This is a genomic window from Pseudoxanthomonas sp. USHLN014 (assembly GCF_037153335.1).
Lineage (GTDB): Bacteria > Pseudomonadota > Gammaproteobacteria > Xanthomonadales > Xanthomonadaceae > Pseudoxanthomonas_A > Pseudoxanthomonas_A winnipegensis.
On record NZ_JBBCKO010000005.1, the window covers coordinates 94259 to 111227 of the forward strand.

Genomic DNA, 16969 nt, shown 5'->3' on the forward strand with positions numbered 1-16969 from the left:
GGGGAGGCTGGGAGGGGGTGCCTTTCGCGGAGCGTCTGAAGAGCCAAAGCAACAGCACCCCTCCCCAGCACTCCCCTTCGCTACGCGAAAGGGAGGGAGCGAGTCAGCGCCCCTGCAGGGCAGCCACGCGCTGGGCCAGCTTCTTCGGGCTGACCCCGCTGCGCGCGCCCAGCTCCTGGGCGAACAGCGACACGCGCAGTTCCTCCAGATCCCAGCGCAGCGCCTGCCAGTCGTCCGAGGCGGCGCGGCCCAGCGCAGCGGCATCCTCCAGCGCCTGCATGAACGGCACCAGCTCCAGCATGCGCTGCTGGTCGCGGGTGGGATCGCGCTTGGCCCGCTCGGCGCGCAGCTTCATCGCCTTGAGATAGCGCGGGAACTGGGCCAGCGCCGGCGCCGGCGTGTCGCGCAGGAAGCCCGGATGCACCAGCGCGGCCAGCTGGGCGGTCAGATCGTCCAGGTTGCCGCGCGCCCAGCCCATCAGCGGCGCCTCCAGCTCGGGCTTGAGCTCGGCCACGCCGGCCAGGATCGCCTCGGCCAGCTTGAGCCGCTCCATCGCCTCGCCGAACAGCGCCTTGCCGGCCGCATCGCGGCGCTGGGCGAAGCTGCCCGGGTCGCGGATCTCGCCCAGGCCCTCGGCCAGCACCGCATTGAGGGCCGCATCGACGATATCGCCGCGCAGGCGCTCCTGCGATTCGATCGCCGCATACAGCAGCCCAGTCTTGGGCGAGACCGGCAGCTGCTTGCGCGCCTGCTTGACCTTGTCGGCCAGCGCCAGCTCCAGCAGGCGCCGCACGCCGCGCGGATGCGCGGCGGCGGCCTGCACGCGGTCGGCGAAGATGCGCAGCGCGGCGCTGTCGCCCTCGTCCACCAGCGCCGGATACGCCGGCACGCCGGCTTCGCCGGGCACCTGCAGCGGGATCGGGTCGTGCGGGAAGGCGTGCAGGCCCTCGCTGGCCAGCGCCCGCCCGGCGCGCGCGGCGAAGGCATGGCCGGCCTGCGTGCCGAAGCGCTCGCGCAGCGTCTCCAGATCGCGCGAGGACGCCAGCACCTTGCCCTGCTCGTCGCGCAGCCGCAGGTGCATGCGCAGATGCGGCTCCAGCGCGGCCTCGTCGAAATCCAGCGCGCTCACCGCCACGCCGGTGGCCTTGGCCAGGAAGCGCGCCAGCTCGCCGCGCAGATCGTCGCCCGAGGGCTTGCGATGCGCCTCGAAGAACGCACGGCCGAAGTCCGGCGCCGGCACGAAGTTGCGCCGCTGCGCCTTGGGCAGCGTGCGGATCAGCGCGGCCGCCTTCTCCGCGACGAAGCCCGGCGCCAGCCACGACAGCCGCGCCGCATCCAGGGCGTTCAACAGGTGCAGCGGCACCTCGAGGGTGACGCCGTCGTCCTCCGCGCCCGGCTCGAAGATGTAGTGCAGCGGCAGGCGCGCATCGCCCAGCGCGAAATACTTCGGATAGCGATCGGCCTCGCTGCCCTCGCCCGGCAGCAGGTCGGCCAGCGACCAGCGCAGGCCGCCGCGCTTGTCGTCGGGCAGCGTCTTCCACCAGGCGTCCAGGCCCGCGGCCGAATGCAGTTCGCCCGGGATGCGGTCCAGATACCAGCGCGCCTGCCAGTCCTCGTCGGCGACGATGCCGGCCCGGCGCAGCTTGGCCTCTTCCTCGTGCGCGGCGGCCAGCACCTTGCCGTTGTCGGCGACGAACGAGGCGCGCGTATTGATCTCGCCCGGCACCAGGCCCTGGCGCACGAACAGTTCATGCGCCTCCTGCGGCGCGATGCGGCCGTAGTGCACAGGCTTCTTCGGCGCCAGCACCAGGCCGAACAGGCTGATCTGCTCGGAGGCCAGCACCTGCCCCTGCGCGCGAGACCAGTGCGGGTCGAAATGCTTGCGCGCCAGCAGCTGCGGCACCTCTGCGATCACCCAGTCCGGCTCGATCGCCGCGTTGGTCAGGCCCCACACGCGCTGGGTGTCCAGCAGCGTGGCGGTGAGCACCCAGGCCGGCGGCTTCTTGGCCAGGGCCGAGCCGGGGAACAGATGGAACCGGCGCTGTCGCGGGGCCAGGAAATCGCCCTTCTCGGTGCGATGCCCGACCTGGGTCGGCAGGCCGGCGATCAGCGCGCGGTGCAGCGACTGGTAGGCCGCGCTGCGCTCGCGCTCGCTGATCCGCGGCGCGCTGTCGTCCTGCGCCGCAGGCGCAGGCGCGGCCTGGGCCGGCGCTGCGCCCGGCGGCGAGGCCTTGCCTTCGCGCGCCAGGCGCGCGGCGCGATGCAGTTCGCCGCGCGTGGGCCGCGAAGCGGGCTTGCCGTCCTGCCCCACCGGCGCGGCGGGCGAACCGGCCAGCAGTGGCGCCATCGCGGCGGCGGCCGGTTCTTCGGCCCAGCCCAGCTCTTCGCACAGCACCCGCAGCTGGCGATGGAGCTCGCGCCACTCGCGCATGCGCAGGAAGCCCAGGAAGTGGCGCCCGCACCAGTCGCGCAGCTTGGACTGGGTCAGCTCCTCGTGCGCCTGCGCATAGCTGTCCCACAGCCGCAGGATGCCGACGAACTCCGAGCGCGCATCGGCGAACTTGGCATGCGCGTTGTCGGCCGCCTCGCGCGCCTCGGGCGGGCGCTCGCGCGGATCCTGGATCCCCAGGAACGCGGCGATCACCAGCATCGGCCGCAGGCAGCCGTGCGCCTGCGCGGCGACCAGCATGCGCGCCAGCTTCACGTCCACCGGCAGGCGCGCCATGCGCCGGCCGACCTCGGTCAGCTTGCGCAGGCCGTGGCGGTCGGCCTCGGTGACCGCGCCCAGCTCGACCAGCTGCTGCCAGCCATCGGCGATGGCGCGCTCGTCCGGCGCCTCCAGGAACGGGAAATCCTCGATCCGGCCCAAGCCCAGCTGCAGCATGCGCAGGATCACGCCGGCCAGCGAGGAACGCCGGATCTCCGGGTCGGTATAGCGCGGACGTGCCTCGAAATCGGCCTGCGCGTACAGGCGCACGCAGATGCCTTCGGCCACGCGCCCGCAGCGGCCCATGCGCTGGTTGGCGCTGGCCTGGCTGACCGGCTCGATGTGCAGGCGGTCCAGCTTCTGCCGCGGGCTGTAGCGCTTGACCCGCGCCAGGCCGGGATCGACCACGTAGCGGATGCGCGGCACGGTCAGCGAGGTCTCGGCCACGTTGGTGGCCAGCACGATGCGCCGCTGCGCGCCGGGATTGAACACCGCGTCCTGGTCCTTGGCCGACAGCCGCGCGTACAGCGGCAGCACCTCGGTGTGGCGGTACTTGCGCCGTTCCAGCGCCTGGTGCGCATCGCGGATCTCGCGCTCGCCAGGCAGGAAGATCAGCACGTCGCCGCGCGCGTCTTCGCGGGTGATCTCGTCGACCGCCGCGACGATCGCCTCGTTGACGGTGAGGTCGGGATTGGGGATTCGGGAATCGGGATTGGCGGAAGCACGGGATGTCGAGCGCTCGCGAGCATCCGCTGTATCCAATCCCGAATCCGCACGCTCCACTCCCGACTCCTCCAGGGGCCGATAGCGCACTTCCACCGGGAAGGTGCGCCCTTCCACGCTGACCACCGGCGCATCGTCGAAGTGCGCGGCGAAGCGCGCCGTGTCGATGGTGGCGGAGGTGACGATGACCTTCAGATCGCGGCGCTTGCGCAGCAGCTGCTTCAGATACCCCAGGAGGAAGTCGATGTTGAGGCTGCGCTCGTGCGCCTCGTCGACGATGATCGTGTCGTAGTGCGACAGCCAGCGGTCGCTGGCGATCTCCGCCAGCAGGATGCCGTCGGTCATGAACTTGATGCGCGTGTCGTCGCCGACGTTGTCGTTGAAGCGCACCTGGTAGCCGACCGCGCCGCCCATGGGCACCTGCAGCTCCTCGGCCACGCGCCTGGCCACCGCGCGCGCGGCGATGCGGCGCGGCTGGGTGCAGCCGATCATCCCGGCCGCGCCGCGCCCGGCCGCCAGGCACAGCTTGGGTAGCTGGGTGGTCTTGCCCGAGCCGGTCTCGCCGGCGATCACCACGACCTGGTGCTGGCGGATCAGCTCGACGATCCGCTCGCCCTCGCGCGCGATCGGCAGCGCCTGGTCCAGCGTCACCGCCGGCAGGTTGGCCGCGCGCGCCTGGCAGGCGGCCACCGACTCGGCCAGCGCCTGGCCGAAGCGCGCGCGCAGCTGCGCGTCCTCCGGCGCGGCCTTCCAGCGCGACCACAGGCCGTGCAGGCGGCCACGGTCGCGGCTCAGCGCGCCATCGATGGCGCGCCGCGCGGCGTCGGGCTGGGCGGGAAGCGGGGCGATTGAAGCCATGAATCGTTCTGCGTGAATCTTTTGATTACCAATCTTCATCTGCGGCGTTTATTGTGACGCATCGCCACTGATGAGGAGTTGCACATGGCCAAGACCAAGACCAAGCCCGCCACCAAGAAGAAGGGCACGCCGCTGGCCGCCGCCGCGCCGAGCGCCCCGCGTGTGGATATCGGGATCAGTCCGGCCGATCGCAAGGACATCGCCGCCGCCCTGTCGCACTATCTGGCCGACGCGTACACGCTGTACCTGAAGACCCATAACTTCCACTGGAACGTGACCGGGCCGATGTTCAACTCGCTGCACCTGATGTTCGAGACCCAGTACACCGAACAGTGGGGCGCGCTGGACGAAGTCGCCGAGCGCATCCGCGCCCTGGGCTACAACGCGCCGGGGTCGTACCGCGAGTTCGTCGCGCTCAGCTCCATCCCCGAGGAGGCCGGCCTGTCCGACAGCGCCGACTGGAAGGAGATGGTGCGCCAGCTGGTGGTCGGCAACGAGGCGGTCTGCCGCACCGCGCGCCAGACGCTGAAGACCGCCGAGAACGGCAGCGACGACCCGACCGTGGACCTGATGACCCAGCGCCTGAACACCCACGAGAAGTATGCGTGGATGCTGCGGTCGCTGTTGCAGTAAGGGTCCGGTCCCGCCTGCGGCGCAGGCATGACCTCCCAGCATCTGCGTCGCAGATGCTGGGCCCCGCGCCTTGGCACCCAGATCCCCGCGCCTTCGGCGCGCCCCCTTGACTCAAGGGGGCTCTCCACCAGTGGGCTTGCTGGGCGCTGGAGGTGGCATGCGGGGTGCAGCGTCGGAGATTTCCGACGTGATTTGTAGTCGATGCCCGGCCCTGCGCCGGGCATTGCGTATCTGGGGGATGAGACCGCGGCCCGGTATCCTGTACGCATGCAGGAACGTGCGCTAGAAATCCTCCACCGGGTGTTCGGACACCCTGGTTTCCGCGGCGAGCAGGCCGCCATCGTCGAGCACCTGGCCAGCGGCCACGACGCCCTGGTGCTGATGCCCACCGGCGGCGGTAAGTCGCTGTGCTACCAGGTGCCGGCGCTGCTGCGCGAGGGCACGGCGATCGTGGTCTCGCCGCTGATCGCGCTGATGCAGGATCAGGTCGAGGCGCTGCGCCAGCTGGGCGTGCGCGCCGAGTTCCTCAACTCCTCGCTCGAGGCCCAGGCCGCCCAGCAGGTCGAGCGCGACCTGCTGTCCGGCGAGCTGGATCTGCTGTACGTGGCGCCCGAGCGGCTGCTGACCCCGCGCTTCCTGTCGCTGCTCGATCGCGCACGGGTGAGCCTGTTCGCCATCGACGAGGCGCACTGCGTGTCGCAGTGGGGCCACGACTTCCGCCCCGAGTACCGCCAGCTCACCGTGCTGCACGAGCGCTGGCCGCAGGTGCCGCGCATCGCGCTGACCGCCACGGCCGACCCGCCGACCCAGGCCGAGATCGCCGAGCGCCTGCAGCTGGAGGACGCGCGCCGCTTCGTCAGCTCCTTCGACCGGCCCAACATCCGCTACACCGTGGTGCAGAAGGACAACGGCCGCCGCCAGCTGCTGGACTTCCTGGAGGACCACAAGGGCCAGGCCGGCATCGTCTACTGCATGTCGCGCAAGAAGGTCGAGCAGACCGCCGAGTTCCTGCGCGAGAAGGGCTTCGACGCCCTGCCCTACCACGCCGGCCTGGATGCGCGGCTGCGCGCCGAGAACCAGCGCCGCTTCCTGCGCGAGGACGGCATCGTCATGTGCGCGACCATCGCCTTCGGCATGGGCATCGACAAGCCGGACGTGCGCTTCGTCGCCCACACCGACCTGCCCAAGTCGCTGGAGGGCTACTACCAGGAAACCGGCCGCGCCGGCCGCGACGGCGAGCCCGCCCAGGCGTGGCTGGCCTATGGCCTGGGCGATGTGGTGCTGCTCAAGCAGATGATCGAACAGGGCGAGGCCTCCGAGGAGCGCAAGCGCCTGGAGCGGCGCAAGCTCGACCAGCTGCTGGGCTACTGCGAATCGATGCAGTGCCGGCGCCAGGTGCTGCTGGCCGGCTTCGGCGAGACCTATCCGCAACCCTGCGGCAACTGCGACAACTGCCTGACCCCGGCCGCGACCTGGGACGCCACCGAGGCCGCGCGCAAGGCGCTGAGCTGCGTGTACCGCACCGGCCAGCGCTTCGGCGCGGCGCATCTGATCGACGTGCTACGCGGCGCCGACACCGAGCGCATCCGCCAGCTCGGCCACGATCAGCTCACCACCTATGGCATCGGCAGCGATCTCGATGCGGCAACCTGGCGTGGCGTGTTCCGCCAGCTGGTGGCCGCCAGCGTGCTGGAGGTCGACGCCGAAGGCCACGGCAGCCTGCGCCTGACGCCCTCGGCCAAGCCGGTCCTGCAAGGCCAGCAGACCCTGCTGCTGCGCAAGGATTCGCCCAAGTTGCGCCAGCGCAGCGGCGGCACCAGCCCCGCCGCGGCCGAGGTCCCCGAGACCGACCAGCCGCTGTTCCAGGCCCTGCGCCGCCTGCGCGCGCAGCTGGCCAAGGAGCAGAACGTGCCGGCCTACGTCATCTTCCACGACGCAACGCTGCGCAACATCGCCCAGCAGCGCCCGACCGACCTGCGCGCCCTGGCGCGCGTGGGCGGCGTGGGCGGCAGCAAGCTGGACCGCTATGGCCCGGCGCTGATCGACGTGGTCCGCGAGGCGGGCTGACGCCCGCCCCTCTCTTCACCGACCCGGACTGCCCCCATGAGCGGCTACTGCGCCATCGCCCCCGGCCACCCGATCCACGGCGACTACCACGACACCGAGTACGGCTTTCCGCAGCGCGAGGACTCGGTGCTGTTCGAGCGCCTGCTGCTGGAGATCAACCAGGCCGGCCTGAGCTGGGAGACCATCCTGCGCAAGCGCGCGGCGTTCCGGGCCGCCTACAGCGGCTTCGACGTGGACCAGGTGGCGGCCTACGGCGAGGCCGACATCGCGCGGCTGCTCGCCGACGCCGGCATCATCCGCAACCGCCTCAAGGTGCTGGCCGCGATCCACAACGCCCAGGTCATCCAGACCCTGCGCGCCTCGCACGGCAGCTTCGCCGCCTGGCTGGACGCGCACCACCCGCTGGAGAAGGCGGACTGGGTGAAGCTGTTCAAGCGGACCTTCCGCTTCACCGGCGGCGAGATCACCGGCGAATTCCTGATGAGCCTGGGCTACCTGCCCGGCGCACACCACGAAGGCTGCCCGGCGTTCGCCGCCGCGGCCAGGCACAAGCCTGCGTGGATGCAGGCGAGCAAGCCACTGAGGTCGGCGAAGACGAAGAAGTAGCGCCAGCGCCTCCTCACTTGTCCCTAGCCCCACTCCCCGCGGACACGGGCACTTCATCGTTCGCTCTACTCCCTGCAAATGCGCGAATCTCGCGGTTCGCTCTACTCCGTCGCTCTCACGAAAGCAGGACCTCGTCGCCCTCGCCACTCCGCCATTCCCGCGAGTACTTGAACCTCTTCGTTCACCCCATTCCGTCATTCCCGCGAAAGCGGGAATCCAGGGACTTTGCGCTTTTCGCTTTTGCTGCTCTCCCATCCCTTTAACACCGCCGAAGGGACATGACGGGAACCACAGAGCCGACCGATGTCGCTGACGCGAGGCCCCACACATCAATGCGTCGTATGCTGGGAAGGGACATGAATCCCTGCAAATTCCACGGCACGTGGTGAGCCGCCTCAACGGCAGCGTATGACGCCTGGGGACCAGCGAAGTCACGTACTCAAAGCCGAAAAGCAACGTCCCTGGATTCCCGCGTTCGCGGGAATGACGACTTGGGCATTCAGGCAAGCTGTTACTCAGCGGCACATCCAGCGCGTCCGCTCAAGGCGCCTGCCTCAAACGCCCATATACCGATGCGGCCGATGGTTGAACATCAGCACCAGGCTCAGCACCACCGCGCCCAGCGCCGAATACAGCACCTTCGACGGCGCCAGCGTGAAGCAGGCCACGCCCATCAGCACCGCATCGAAGGTCATCTGCACCTTGCCCGCGCTGATGCCGCGCGTGCGCTGCAGGTAGACAGCCAGGATGCCCACGCCGCCCAGGCTGGCGTGGTGGCGGATGAAGAACAGGATGCCCATGCCGACCAGCGCGCCACCGACCAGCGCCGAGTACAGCGGCGTCATCTGCGCGTACGGTGCCCAGTGCGGCAGCAGGTCGGTGAGCACGCCGCAGGCGCCAACCGCCACGAAGGTCTTGAGGGTGAACTCCCAGCCCATGCGTCGCACCGAGAGCCAGTAGAACGGCAGGTTCACCAGCACGAACATCAGACCGAAGTTCCAACCGAAGGTGTAATGCGCCAGGAAGGCCACGCCCGCCATGCCGCCGATCATCAGCCCGCCCTTGGCGAACACCGCCAGTCCCAGCGAGGCGGTCAGCGTGGCCAGCACCATGCCCTGCACGTCCTCGGCCACGGAGTGGTGGAAGGCCCGATCGTCGGCCACCGTGCCTTCCGAATCCGGCGGCGGCGTCAGCGGCCCCGAGGTGACCACCACGCCCGGCGGCGAATGATCGGCGCCGCCATCGTCCAGGCCGATCTCCTGCGCGGGCGTATCGAGGGCAGAAGCGTCGGAAGGCGGCTTGGCAGGTGTCACGGCGGGCGGCAGCAGGGAGGGGGCGCGTGCAGTTTAGCGAGCCAAGTCCCGACTTTCGTTACGCCGGAAACCGCTTAGCCCGGATCCGGCAGCAGCAAGCCGACCAGGGCCAGCGCACAGAAGAGGAGGCCAAACGCCACCAGAATCCAGGCCCCCCAGGACAGGGGATCGTCCGCGCAGATCTCTTCGCTGCTGGCCAGGTGGGCCGCGCGCACCCGCAGGTTGACCCAGAGCACCGGAAGCGGCGCAAGCAGGGAGATCATCCAGATGGGATGCGGCAGGCGCGAGGTCACGCAAAGGATGAAGTACAGGAACGCCATCAGCCCGCCATTGAGCTGCGGAGCTCGGCGCCCCATCCGCTTGGCGAGCAGATCTTCCATCTGCTCGAAGCAGAAGTAGGCGGTGATGCCCGAGAAAATCGCGCGCGGTACCGGCCAGAGATCGACCTGCCGGGCGCGCCGCAAGGCAACCCAGTTGCGGTAGAACCAGATGATGAGATAGAGGCCCAGCGTGCCAAAGGACAGCAGCAGGAACTTCCAGGTCGCCGGCGCGTAAAGCAAAGGCACCGTCCTGGACGGGCCGGCGGACACACTGTCGAGCGGCGCCCGAGGCGCCTGATACGGATTTTCCGCCTGTAGTTCCATCAACATCCCCTGTCGTCAGTGGCAGTGCCCCTTGGGCACCGCGGTCCCTTGAATCATTGCGCTCAGCGCGCCTCGGCGACCTCGACGCCGTCCAGGCCCTGGGCCAGGGTGCGCGCGTCGCCGCCCTGGGCCAGCTTGATGCGCAGGCGCACCTCGTTCTGCGAGTCGGCGTAGCGCAGGGCGTCCTCGTAGGAGATCTCGCCGGCCTGGTAGAGCTCGAACAGGCTCTGGTCGAAGGTCTTCATGCCCAGGTTGGTGGACTCCTTCATCACTTCCTTGAGCTTGTGGATCTCGCCGTCGCGGATGTAGTCCTGGATCAGCGGCGTGCCCAGCATGATCTCCATCGCCACCCGGCGCGCCTTGCCGTCGGGGGTCGGCACCAGCTGCTGGGCGACCACGCCCTTGAGGTTGAGCGAGAGGTCCATCAGCAGCTGGCTGCGGCGGTCCTCGGGGAAGAAGTTGATGATGCGGTCCATCGCCTGGTTGGCGTTGTTGGCGTGCAGGGTGCACAGCACCAGGTGGCCGGTCTCGGCGAAGGAGATGGCGTGGTCCATGCCCTCGCGGGTGCGCACCTCGCCGATCATGATCACGTCCGGCGCCTGGCGCAGCGTGTTCTTCAGCGCGTTCTCCCAGCTGTCGGTGTCGATGCCGACCTCGCGCTGGGTGATGATGCAGCCTTCGTGCTTGTGCACGAACTCGATCGGGTCCTCGATGGTGATGATGTGACCGGTCGAGTTCTGATTGCGGTAGCCGATCATCGCCGCCAGCGAGGTCGACTTGCCGGTGCCGGTGGCGCCGACGAAGATGATGATGCCGCGCTTGGTCATCGCCAGGGTCTTGATGACCGGCGGCAGGTTGAGCTCATCGACGCTGGGGATCTTGGTCTCGATCCGGCGCAGCACCATGCCTACCTGGTTGCGCTGGTAGAAGCAGCTCACGCGGAAGCGGCCCACGCCGGCCACGCCGATGGCGAAGTTGCACTCGTGGGTCTTCTCGAACTCCTCGCGCTGGGCGGGGGTCATGACGTTGAGCACCAGGTCGCGCGACTGCTGCGGCGTCAGCGGCGTCTGCGTGATCGGGGTGAGCTTGCCATGCACCTTGATCGACGGCGGCATGCCCGAGGTGATGAACAGATCCGACGCCTTCTGATGCGCCATCAGCTTGAGGAACGAGGTGAAGTCGATGGCGCTCATGCGTGCTCCTTCGGAGCTGGGAATCGGGAATGGAGAATCGGGAATCGCGGCAGCGGGCACCTCGGGAGCGGAAAGCGCGGGATGGCGGCCTGCCCCATTCCCGATTCCCTACTCCCGATTCCCGGCCTTACTCGAACAACCGCTTGTCCTTGGCGTATTCCTTGGCTTGATGGCGCGTGATCTGGCTGCGCTTGACCAGGTCCTGCAGGTGCTGGTCCAGGGTCATCATGCCGTACTGCTGGCCGGTCTGGATGGCCGAATACATCTGCGCGACCTTGTCCTCGCGGATCAGGTTGCGGATGGCCGGGGTGCCGACCATGATTTCCCAGGCGGCGGTGCGGCCGCCGCCGACCTTCTTCAGCAGCGCCTGGCTGATCACCGCGCGCAGCGATTCGGACAGCATCGAGCGCACCATCGGCTTTTCGCCGGCGGGGAACACGTCGATGATGCGGTCGATGGTCTTGGCCGCCGAGCTGGTGTGCAGGGTGCCGAACACCAGGTGGCCGGTTTCCGCGGCGGTCAGCGCCAGGCGGATGGTTTCCAGGTCGCGCAACTCGCCGACCAGGATGTAGTCGGGGTCCTCGCGCAGCGCCGAGCGCAGCGCTTCGTTGAAGCCGTGCGTGTCGCGGTGCACCTCGCGCTGGTTGATCAGGCACTTCTGCGAGGTGTGGACGAATTCGATCGGGTCCTCGACGGTGAGGATGTGGCCGTATTCGCTCTTGTTGATGTAGTCGATCATCGCCGCCAGCGTGGTCGACTTGCCCGAGCCGGTCGGCCCGGTCACCAGGATCAGGCCCTGCGGCTGCTGCACCATCTCACGGAACAGCGGCGGGCAGGCCAGGTCCTCCAGGGTCAGCACCTCGGACGGGATGGTGCGGAACACGGCGCCGGCGCCGCGGTTCTGGTTGAAGGCGTTGACCCGGAAGCGCGCCAGCGAGGGGATCTCGAAGGAGAAGTCGACCTCGAGGAATTCCTCGTAATCGCGGCGCTGCTTGTCCGACATGATGTCGTAGACCAGCGCGTGGACCTGCTTGTGATCCAGGGCGGGGATGTTGATGCGGCGCACGTCGCCATCCACGCGGATCATCGGCGGCAGCCCGGCGGACAGATGCAGGTCCGAGGCCTTGTTCTTGACCGAGAAGGCCAGTAGTTCGGCGATATCCATGCGTCTGGTTTGCCCCTGTGGAAAGTGTTGCGAACTGGAACCCTACATCCCCGAAAGGCAGTATAGCGCCCTTCCCGACACTGCCAACGGGCCTGTTTACCGTGCTTTCCGAGCGTCTGAGCGACACCCTGAACAGGCTGCGGGACGCAGCCGACGCGGCCAAGCGGCCCATGCCCACGCTGGTGGCCGTGTCCAAGTTTCATCCGGCGCAGGCGGTGGCCGAGTTGGCCGCCGCGGGCCAGCGCGTGTTCGGCGAGAACTATGTGCAGGAGGCGCAGGCCAAGCGGGCCGAGCTGTCCGCGCTGGCGCTGGAGTGGCATCTGATCGGCCATCTGCAGTCCAACAAGGCGGCCCTGGCGGCCGAGCTGTTCGACTGGGTGCAGACGGTGGACCGGCCCAAGCTGGTCGCGGCCCTGGCGGCGGCGCGGTCGCCGCAGCGCGGGCCGCTCAACGTGCTGATCCAGGTCAACATCGACGATGAATCCAGCAAGCATGGCTGTGCGCCCGAAGCGGTCCAGGCGCTGGCCGAGGCGATCGCCGCGCAGCCGCGGCTGGCGCTGCGCGGGCTGATGGCGATCCCGGCGCCGCACGAGGATCCGACGCTGCGCAGGGCCGCGTTCGTGCGCATGAAGCAGCTGTTCGATGCGCTGGCGGCGCGCCATGCCGGCGTGGATACGCTGTCGATGGGGATGAGCGAGGACTGTGCGCTGGCCGTGGCCGAGGGCGCGACGATGGTGCGGGTGGGCACCGCCCTGTTCGGCGCGCGGCCGGTCAAGGCTTGAAGCTTGGTGGGAGCCACTGTCTCTCAAATCTCGCAGCCGCCTGCCTGTAGAGCGGAGCTTGCTCCGCTGGGGCTTTGCCACGAACCCAACGAAGAGCAGCGGAGCAAGCTCCGCTCTACAGGTGGGAAGAGGCTTCAAAGAGGAAAGAGACTCCTGAAGGAAGCTTCCACATCGGTGCGCCGGGAACGGCGATAATCCGGGCGATCCTTTACCGCACCGGGCATCAGGCCGCCATGACCGTATCGAGTTCCGAATCCGCAGCGCCGGCCGTCGACACGGTCGCCTTCATCGGCGGCGGCAACATGGCGCGCAGTCTGATCGGCGGGCTGATCGCGCGCGGGGCGCCGCCGGCCAGCATCCGCGTGGCCGAGCCGGTGACCGAGCTGCGCGAGGGCCTGGCCCGGCAGTTCGGCGTGCAGGTGTTCGCGGAGGCCGGCGAGGCCGTGCAGGGCGCCTCGCTGTGGCTGTTCGCGGTCAAGCCGCAGGTGATGCGCGGGGTGTGCGAAGGCCTGGCCGCTGCGGCGCAGTCGGCCAGGCCGCTGGTGGTCTCGATCGCCGCCGGCATCACCGCCGCGCAGCTCTCGCGCTGGCTGGGTGGCGAGGTCGCGGTGGTGCGCGCCATGCCCAACACGCCGGCGATGCTGGGGGCGGGCGTGACCGGTCTGTTCGCCACGCCGCAGGTCGACGACGCCGGACGTGCGCGCACCGATGCCCTGCTCTCCAGCGCCGGCCCGACCGTGTGGATCGACACCGAGGCGCAGATGGATGCGGTCACCGCCGTGTCCGGCAGCGGGCCGGCCTATGTCTTCCTGCTGGCCGAGGCGATGGAGGCGGCCGGCATCGCCCAGGGCCTGCCCGCCGAAGCGGCGCGTGCGCTGACGCTGCAGACCGTGCTCGGCGCGGCGCGCATGCTGACCGAGGCGGGCGAACCGCCGGCCGAACTGCGTCGGCGCGTGACCTCGCCCAACGGCACCACCCAGGCCGCGATCGAGACCTTCCAGGCCGGTGGCTTCGAGGCGCTGACCGCGCAGGCCATCGCCGCGGCCGCACGGCGCGGCGGCGAGCTGTCGGCGGCCAACGACTGATCGCCGTGTCCGCGCGTCCGCGCTCGCGCTTCGTCCTGCCGCTGGCGAGCCTGCTGGCGCTGGCGGCGTGTTCGGGCGGGCAGGCGCCGCAGCGCGTGCAGCCGGTGGCGCCGGTGGACAGCGTGCGCACGCTGGGCGCGCTGCAGGTGCGCTACAACGCGCTGCCCAGCCTGGCGCTGCCCGAATCGGCGGCCCAGGCCTACGGACTGGACCGCGGCGCCGGCCGGGCGCTGGTGATCGTGGCGCTGCGGCAGCTGCAGGGCGACGACGAGGTGCCGGTCCAGGGCAGCGTGCGCGGTGTGGCGGTGGATCTGTCCGGCCGTCGCCAGCAGATCACCTTCAAGCCGGTGCGGACCGGCGATGCCGTGGACCAGGTCGGCAGCGTGGAGATCAGCCCGCGCGACACGCTGCGCTTCGAGCTGGACGTGGCCAGCGACATCGGCGGCGGCCCGCTGCGCTTCGAACGCAGTTTCTGATGCGCCCTCGAAAGCGCGCCTACTCCACCTGCCACCGCTGCGGGCCATCGCCCTGGGCGCCCAGCGCATCGCCCGGATTGCTCAGCCGGCAGCGGCGCAGGGACAGGCAGCCGCAGCCGATGCAGTCGGTGAGCTGGTCGCGCAGCTGGTGCAGGGCGAGGATGCGCTGATCCAGCTCGTGCTTCCAGGCGGCCGACATGCGCGCCCACTCGGCCCGGGTCGGCGTGCGCGATTCGGGCAACGCGTCGAAGGCGCGCCGCACCGCCTCCAGCGGCACGCCCACGCGCTGGGCCACGCGGATCACCGCCAGACGCCGCAGCACATCGCGCCGGTAGCGCCGCTGGTTGCCGGCGGTGCGCAGGCTGCGGATCAATCCCTTCTTCTCGTAGAAGTGCAGCGCCGACACCGCCATGCCGCTGCGCTGGGCCACCTCGCCAACCGCCAGTTCCTGCATGGCTTGACCTCAAGCAAAGTTGAGGTTGCATGCTGCCGTCCCCGCCGCCGCCAGGCAAGCGTGTCCGCCGCGGCGCCTGAAGAGCAAAGTTCGCATGAATGCTTCCGTTTCGACTTCCACGCCCGAGCAGGGCATCGCCGTCACTTCGGTCCTGGCGCCGCGCTATCGGGCCACCACGCTGGGCATGGTCGCGCTGGTCTCGCTCAGCGCCTTCGAGGCCCTGGCCATCGCCGCGGCGATGCCGACGGTGGCCACGGCGCTGAACGGCCTGCCGCTGTATGCCTTCGCCTTCGGCAGCACGCTGGCCACCAGCGTGGTCGGCATGACCGTGGCCGGGCGCTGGTGCGACCGGCGCGGCCCGGCCGGTGCGCTGTGGGGCGGGCTGGCCTGCTTCGTCGTGGGCCTGCTGCTGGCCGGGTTGGCGATCGGCATGCCGATGCTGATCGCCGGGCGCCTGGTGCAGGGCCTGGGCGCCGGCGCGCTGTCGGTATCGCTGTACGTGCTGGTCGGCCGGCAGTATCCGCAGGCGCTGCGGCCGAAGATCTTCGCGGCGTTCTCCGCGGGCTGGGTGGTGCCCTCGCTGATCGGTCCGGCCTTGAGCGGGCTGGTGGTCGAGCACCTGGGCTGGCGCTGGGTGTTCCTGGCGGTGCCGGTGCTGGCGCTTCCGGCGGCCTGGCTGCTGCGGCCCGCGCTGGCCGCCCTGCCCGCGCCGACGCAGGCGTGCGCGCCCGGACATGCGATCGGCTGGGCCGTCGGCGCGGCGATCGGCGTATGCGCGCTGTCCGTGGCCGCCCACCTGCCGGGCGCACGCGCCGCGCTGGCGCTGCTGCCTGCCTTGGCGCTGCTGCTGGTCAGCGTCTGGCGGCTGCTGCCGCGCGGGACGCTGCGCGGGGCGCGCGGGCTGGCCAGCGTGGTCGGCCTGCGCGGCGTGGCCGCGGCGGCGTTCTTCGGTAGCGAGGCCTTCCTGCCGCTGGTGCTGGGCCAGGCCCGCGGCCTGTCGCCCAGCCGGGCCGGCATCGCGCTGAGCGTGGGCGCGCTGGGCTGGTTCTGCGGCTCGTGGTTCCAGGGCCACCAGACGCGCCTGCGTCGCCAGACCCTGGTGCGCGCTGGCTGCGCGCTGCTGGCGATCGGCGTGGCCACCACCTTCGCCGTGGCCTGGCCGACGCTGCCGGTCCTGGTGCCGATCCTCGGCTGGGCCTGCACCGGACTGGGCATGGGCCTGCTCTATGCCAGCCTGTCGGTGCTGACCCTGGCGCTGTCGCCGCCGGCCGAGCAGGGCCGCAACAGCGCCGCGCTGCAGCTGTGCGAAGCGGTGACGGTGGCCACCATGCTGACCATCGGGGGGGCGGTGTTCGCCGCCCTGCTGGCGCGCGCGCCGCTGCTGGCGCATGCGGCGCCGTTCGCGCTGTCGCTGGGCTGCGCGGGCGTGGCGCTGTGGCTGGCGCGCCGCACCGGCGCCGCCTGAGCATCAGCGCGTTCGGCGGCTCCAGGCCTGGATGATCGCGGCGATCGCCTGCACGCCGTCGGTCAGCGCGGCCGGGCCGGGCTGCAGGATCAGCGGCGACTTGATCTCGTGCAGCTGGCCCTCGCGCACCGCCGGGATCGCCTCCCAGCCCGGCCGCGCGGCCACCTGCTCGGGGCGGAAGCGCTTGCCGCACCAAGAGCCCAGGATGATGTCCGGCGCCGCGGCGATCACCGGCGCGCCATCGGCCAGGATGCGGCCCTTGGCCAGCGGCTCGCGCGACAGCGCGGGGAAGGCGTCGCGGCCGCCGGCGATCTCGATCAGCTCGGCCACCCACTGGATGCCGGTGATCAGGGGCTGGTCCCATTCCTCGAAGTACACCGTCGGCCGCCGCGGCAGCGACGCGGCCTGCGCTTGGATGGCATCGAGGCCGCGCTCGAGCGCGTCGGCATACGCCTCGGCCCGCGCCGCGCAGCCGACCAGCGCGCCCAGGCGGCGCACGTAATCGACGATGCCCGCCACGCTGCGGTGATTGGCGATCCACACCTCCACGCCGGCCTTGACCAGGGCGGCGGCGATCTCGGCCTGGATGTCGGAGAAACCGATCGCCAGGTCCGGCTTGAGCGCCAGGATCTTGTCGATGTTGGCGCTGGTGAAGGCGGCGACCTTGGGCTTCTCGCGCCGCGCCTGCGGGGGGCGCACGGTGAAGCCGCTGATGCCGACGATGCGCGCCGATTCGCCCAGCGCGTACAGCGTCTCGCAGGGCTCCTCGGTGAGGCAGACGATGCGGCGCGGGCCGAT

At 70.3% G+C, this 16969-nt stretch carries 14 protein-coding genes; 7 read left to right on the forward strand and 7 right to left on the reverse strand.

Annotated elements, in window-relative coordinates; genetic code table 11:
• Positions 1-103 precede the first annotated feature (103 nt).
• Positions 104-4288: an ATP-dependent RNA helicase HrpA gene (gene hrpA / locus WFQ05_RS10990; protein WP_337053850.1), complete on the reverse strand. Its 4185-nt coding sequence runs from the start codon at positions 4286-4288 to the stop codon at positions 104-106.
• 84 nt (positions 4289-4372) lie between these two features.
• Here hrpA and WFQ05_RS10995 point away from each other — a divergent pair, with 84 nt between their 5' ends.
• The 3 genes from WFQ05_RS10995 (at position 4373) to WFQ05_RS11005 (ending at position 7594) form a co-directional block, all read left to right on the forward strand.
• Positions 4373-4921: a Dps family protein gene (locus WFQ05_RS10995; protein WP_130517195.1), complete on the forward strand. Its 549-nt coding sequence runs from the start codon at positions 4373-4375 to the stop codon at positions 4919-4921.
• A 267-nt stretch (positions 4922-5188) separates the two neighbouring features.
• Positions 5189-6988 (forward strand): DNA helicase RecQ, encoded by a 1800-nt coding sequence (recQ, locus tag WFQ05_RS11000; RefSeq protein ID WP_337053851.1) that lies wholly within the window; start codon positions 5189-5191, stop codon positions 6986-6988.
• A 36-nt stretch (positions 6989-7024) separates the two neighbouring features.
• Entirely contained in the window at positions 7025-7594 is a 570-nt protein-coding gene (locus WFQ05_RS11005; RefSeq protein ID WP_337053852.1) for a DNA-3-methyladenine glycosylase I, read from the forward strand.
• 554 nt (positions 7595-8148) lie between these two features.
• Here WFQ05_RS11005 and WFQ05_RS11010 read toward each other — a convergent pair.
• The 4 genes from WFQ05_RS11010 to WFQ05_RS11025 all read right to left on the reverse strand — a co-directional run bounded on the left by WFQ05_RS11010 (position 8149) and on the right by WFQ05_RS11025 (position 11909).
• Positions 8149-8844, reverse strand: a complete 696-nt coding sequence (locus tag WFQ05_RS11010; protein WP_337053951.1) for a YitT family protein — start codon at positions 8842-8844, stop codon at positions 8149-8151.
• Between the two features lie 137 nt (positions 8845-8981).
• Positions 8982-9551 (reverse strand): hypothetical protein, encoded by a 570-nt coding sequence (locus tag WFQ05_RS11015; protein WP_286575161.1) that lies wholly within the window; start codon positions 9549-9551, stop codon positions 8982-8984.
• A 62-nt stretch (positions 9552-9613) separates the two neighbouring features.
• Positions 9614-10744 (reverse strand): PilT/PilU family type 4a pilus ATPase, encoded by a 1131-nt coding sequence (locus WFQ05_RS11020; RefSeq protein ID WP_130517187.1) that lies wholly within the window; start codon positions 10742-10744, stop codon positions 9614-9616.
• A 127-nt stretch (positions 10745-10871) separates the two neighbouring features.
• On the reverse strand, positions 10872-11909 hold the full coding sequence (locus WFQ05_RS11025; RefSeq protein ID WP_130517185.1) for a type IV pilus twitching motility protein PilT: 1038 nt from the start codon (positions 11907-11909) through the stop codon (positions 10872-10874).
• 128 nt (positions 11910-12037) lie between these two features.
• Between WFQ05_RS11025 and WFQ05_RS11030 the strand changes: the two genes are divergently transcribed.
• The 3 genes from WFQ05_RS11030 (at position 12038) to WFQ05_RS11040 (ending at position 14252) form a co-directional block, all read left to right on the forward strand.
• Complete coding sequence (locus WFQ05_RS11030; protein WP_337053952.1) at positions 12038-12691, forward strand: YggS family pyridoxal phosphate-dependent enzyme; 654 nt, start codon at positions 12038-12040, stop codon at positions 12689-12691.
• Positions 12692-12924: 233 nt separating this feature from the next.
• A complete protein-coding gene (gene proC, locus WFQ05_RS11035; protein WP_337053853.1) occupies positions 12925-13776 on the forward strand; it encodes a pyrroline-5-carboxylate reductase in 852 nt (283 codons plus the stop codon).
• A gap of 5 nt (positions 13777-13781) precedes the next feature.
• Positions 13782-14252 (forward strand): DUF4426 domain-containing protein, encoded by a 471-nt coding sequence (locus WFQ05_RS11040; protein WP_337053854.1) that lies wholly within the window; start codon positions 13782-13784, stop codon positions 14250-14252.
• Between the two features lie 19 nt (positions 14253-14271).
• Here WFQ05_RS11040 and soxR read toward each other — a convergent pair whose 3' ends face one another.
• Positions 14272-14706 (reverse strand): redox-sensitive transcriptional activator SoxR, encoded by a 435-nt coding sequence (gene soxR / locus WFQ05_RS11045; protein WP_337053855.1) that lies wholly within the window; start codon positions 14704-14706, stop codon positions 14272-14274.
• A gap of 94 nt (positions 14707-14800) precedes the next feature.
• Between soxR and WFQ05_RS11050 the strand changes: the two genes are divergently transcribed.
• A complete protein-coding gene (locus WFQ05_RS11050; RefSeq protein ID WP_337053856.1) occupies positions 14801-16171 on the forward strand; it encodes an MFS transporter in 1371 nt (456 codons plus the stop codon).
• A gap of 3 nt (positions 16172-16174) precedes the next feature.
• Here WFQ05_RS11050 and WFQ05_RS11055 read toward each other — a convergent pair whose 3' ends face one another.
• Positions 16175-16969 carry an ABC transporter substrate-binding protein gene (locus WFQ05_RS11055; protein ID WP_337053953.1) on the reverse strand — a complete coding sequence of 265 codons (795 nt, stop codon included), beginning with the start codon at positions 16967-16969 and terminating at the stop codon, positions 16175-16177.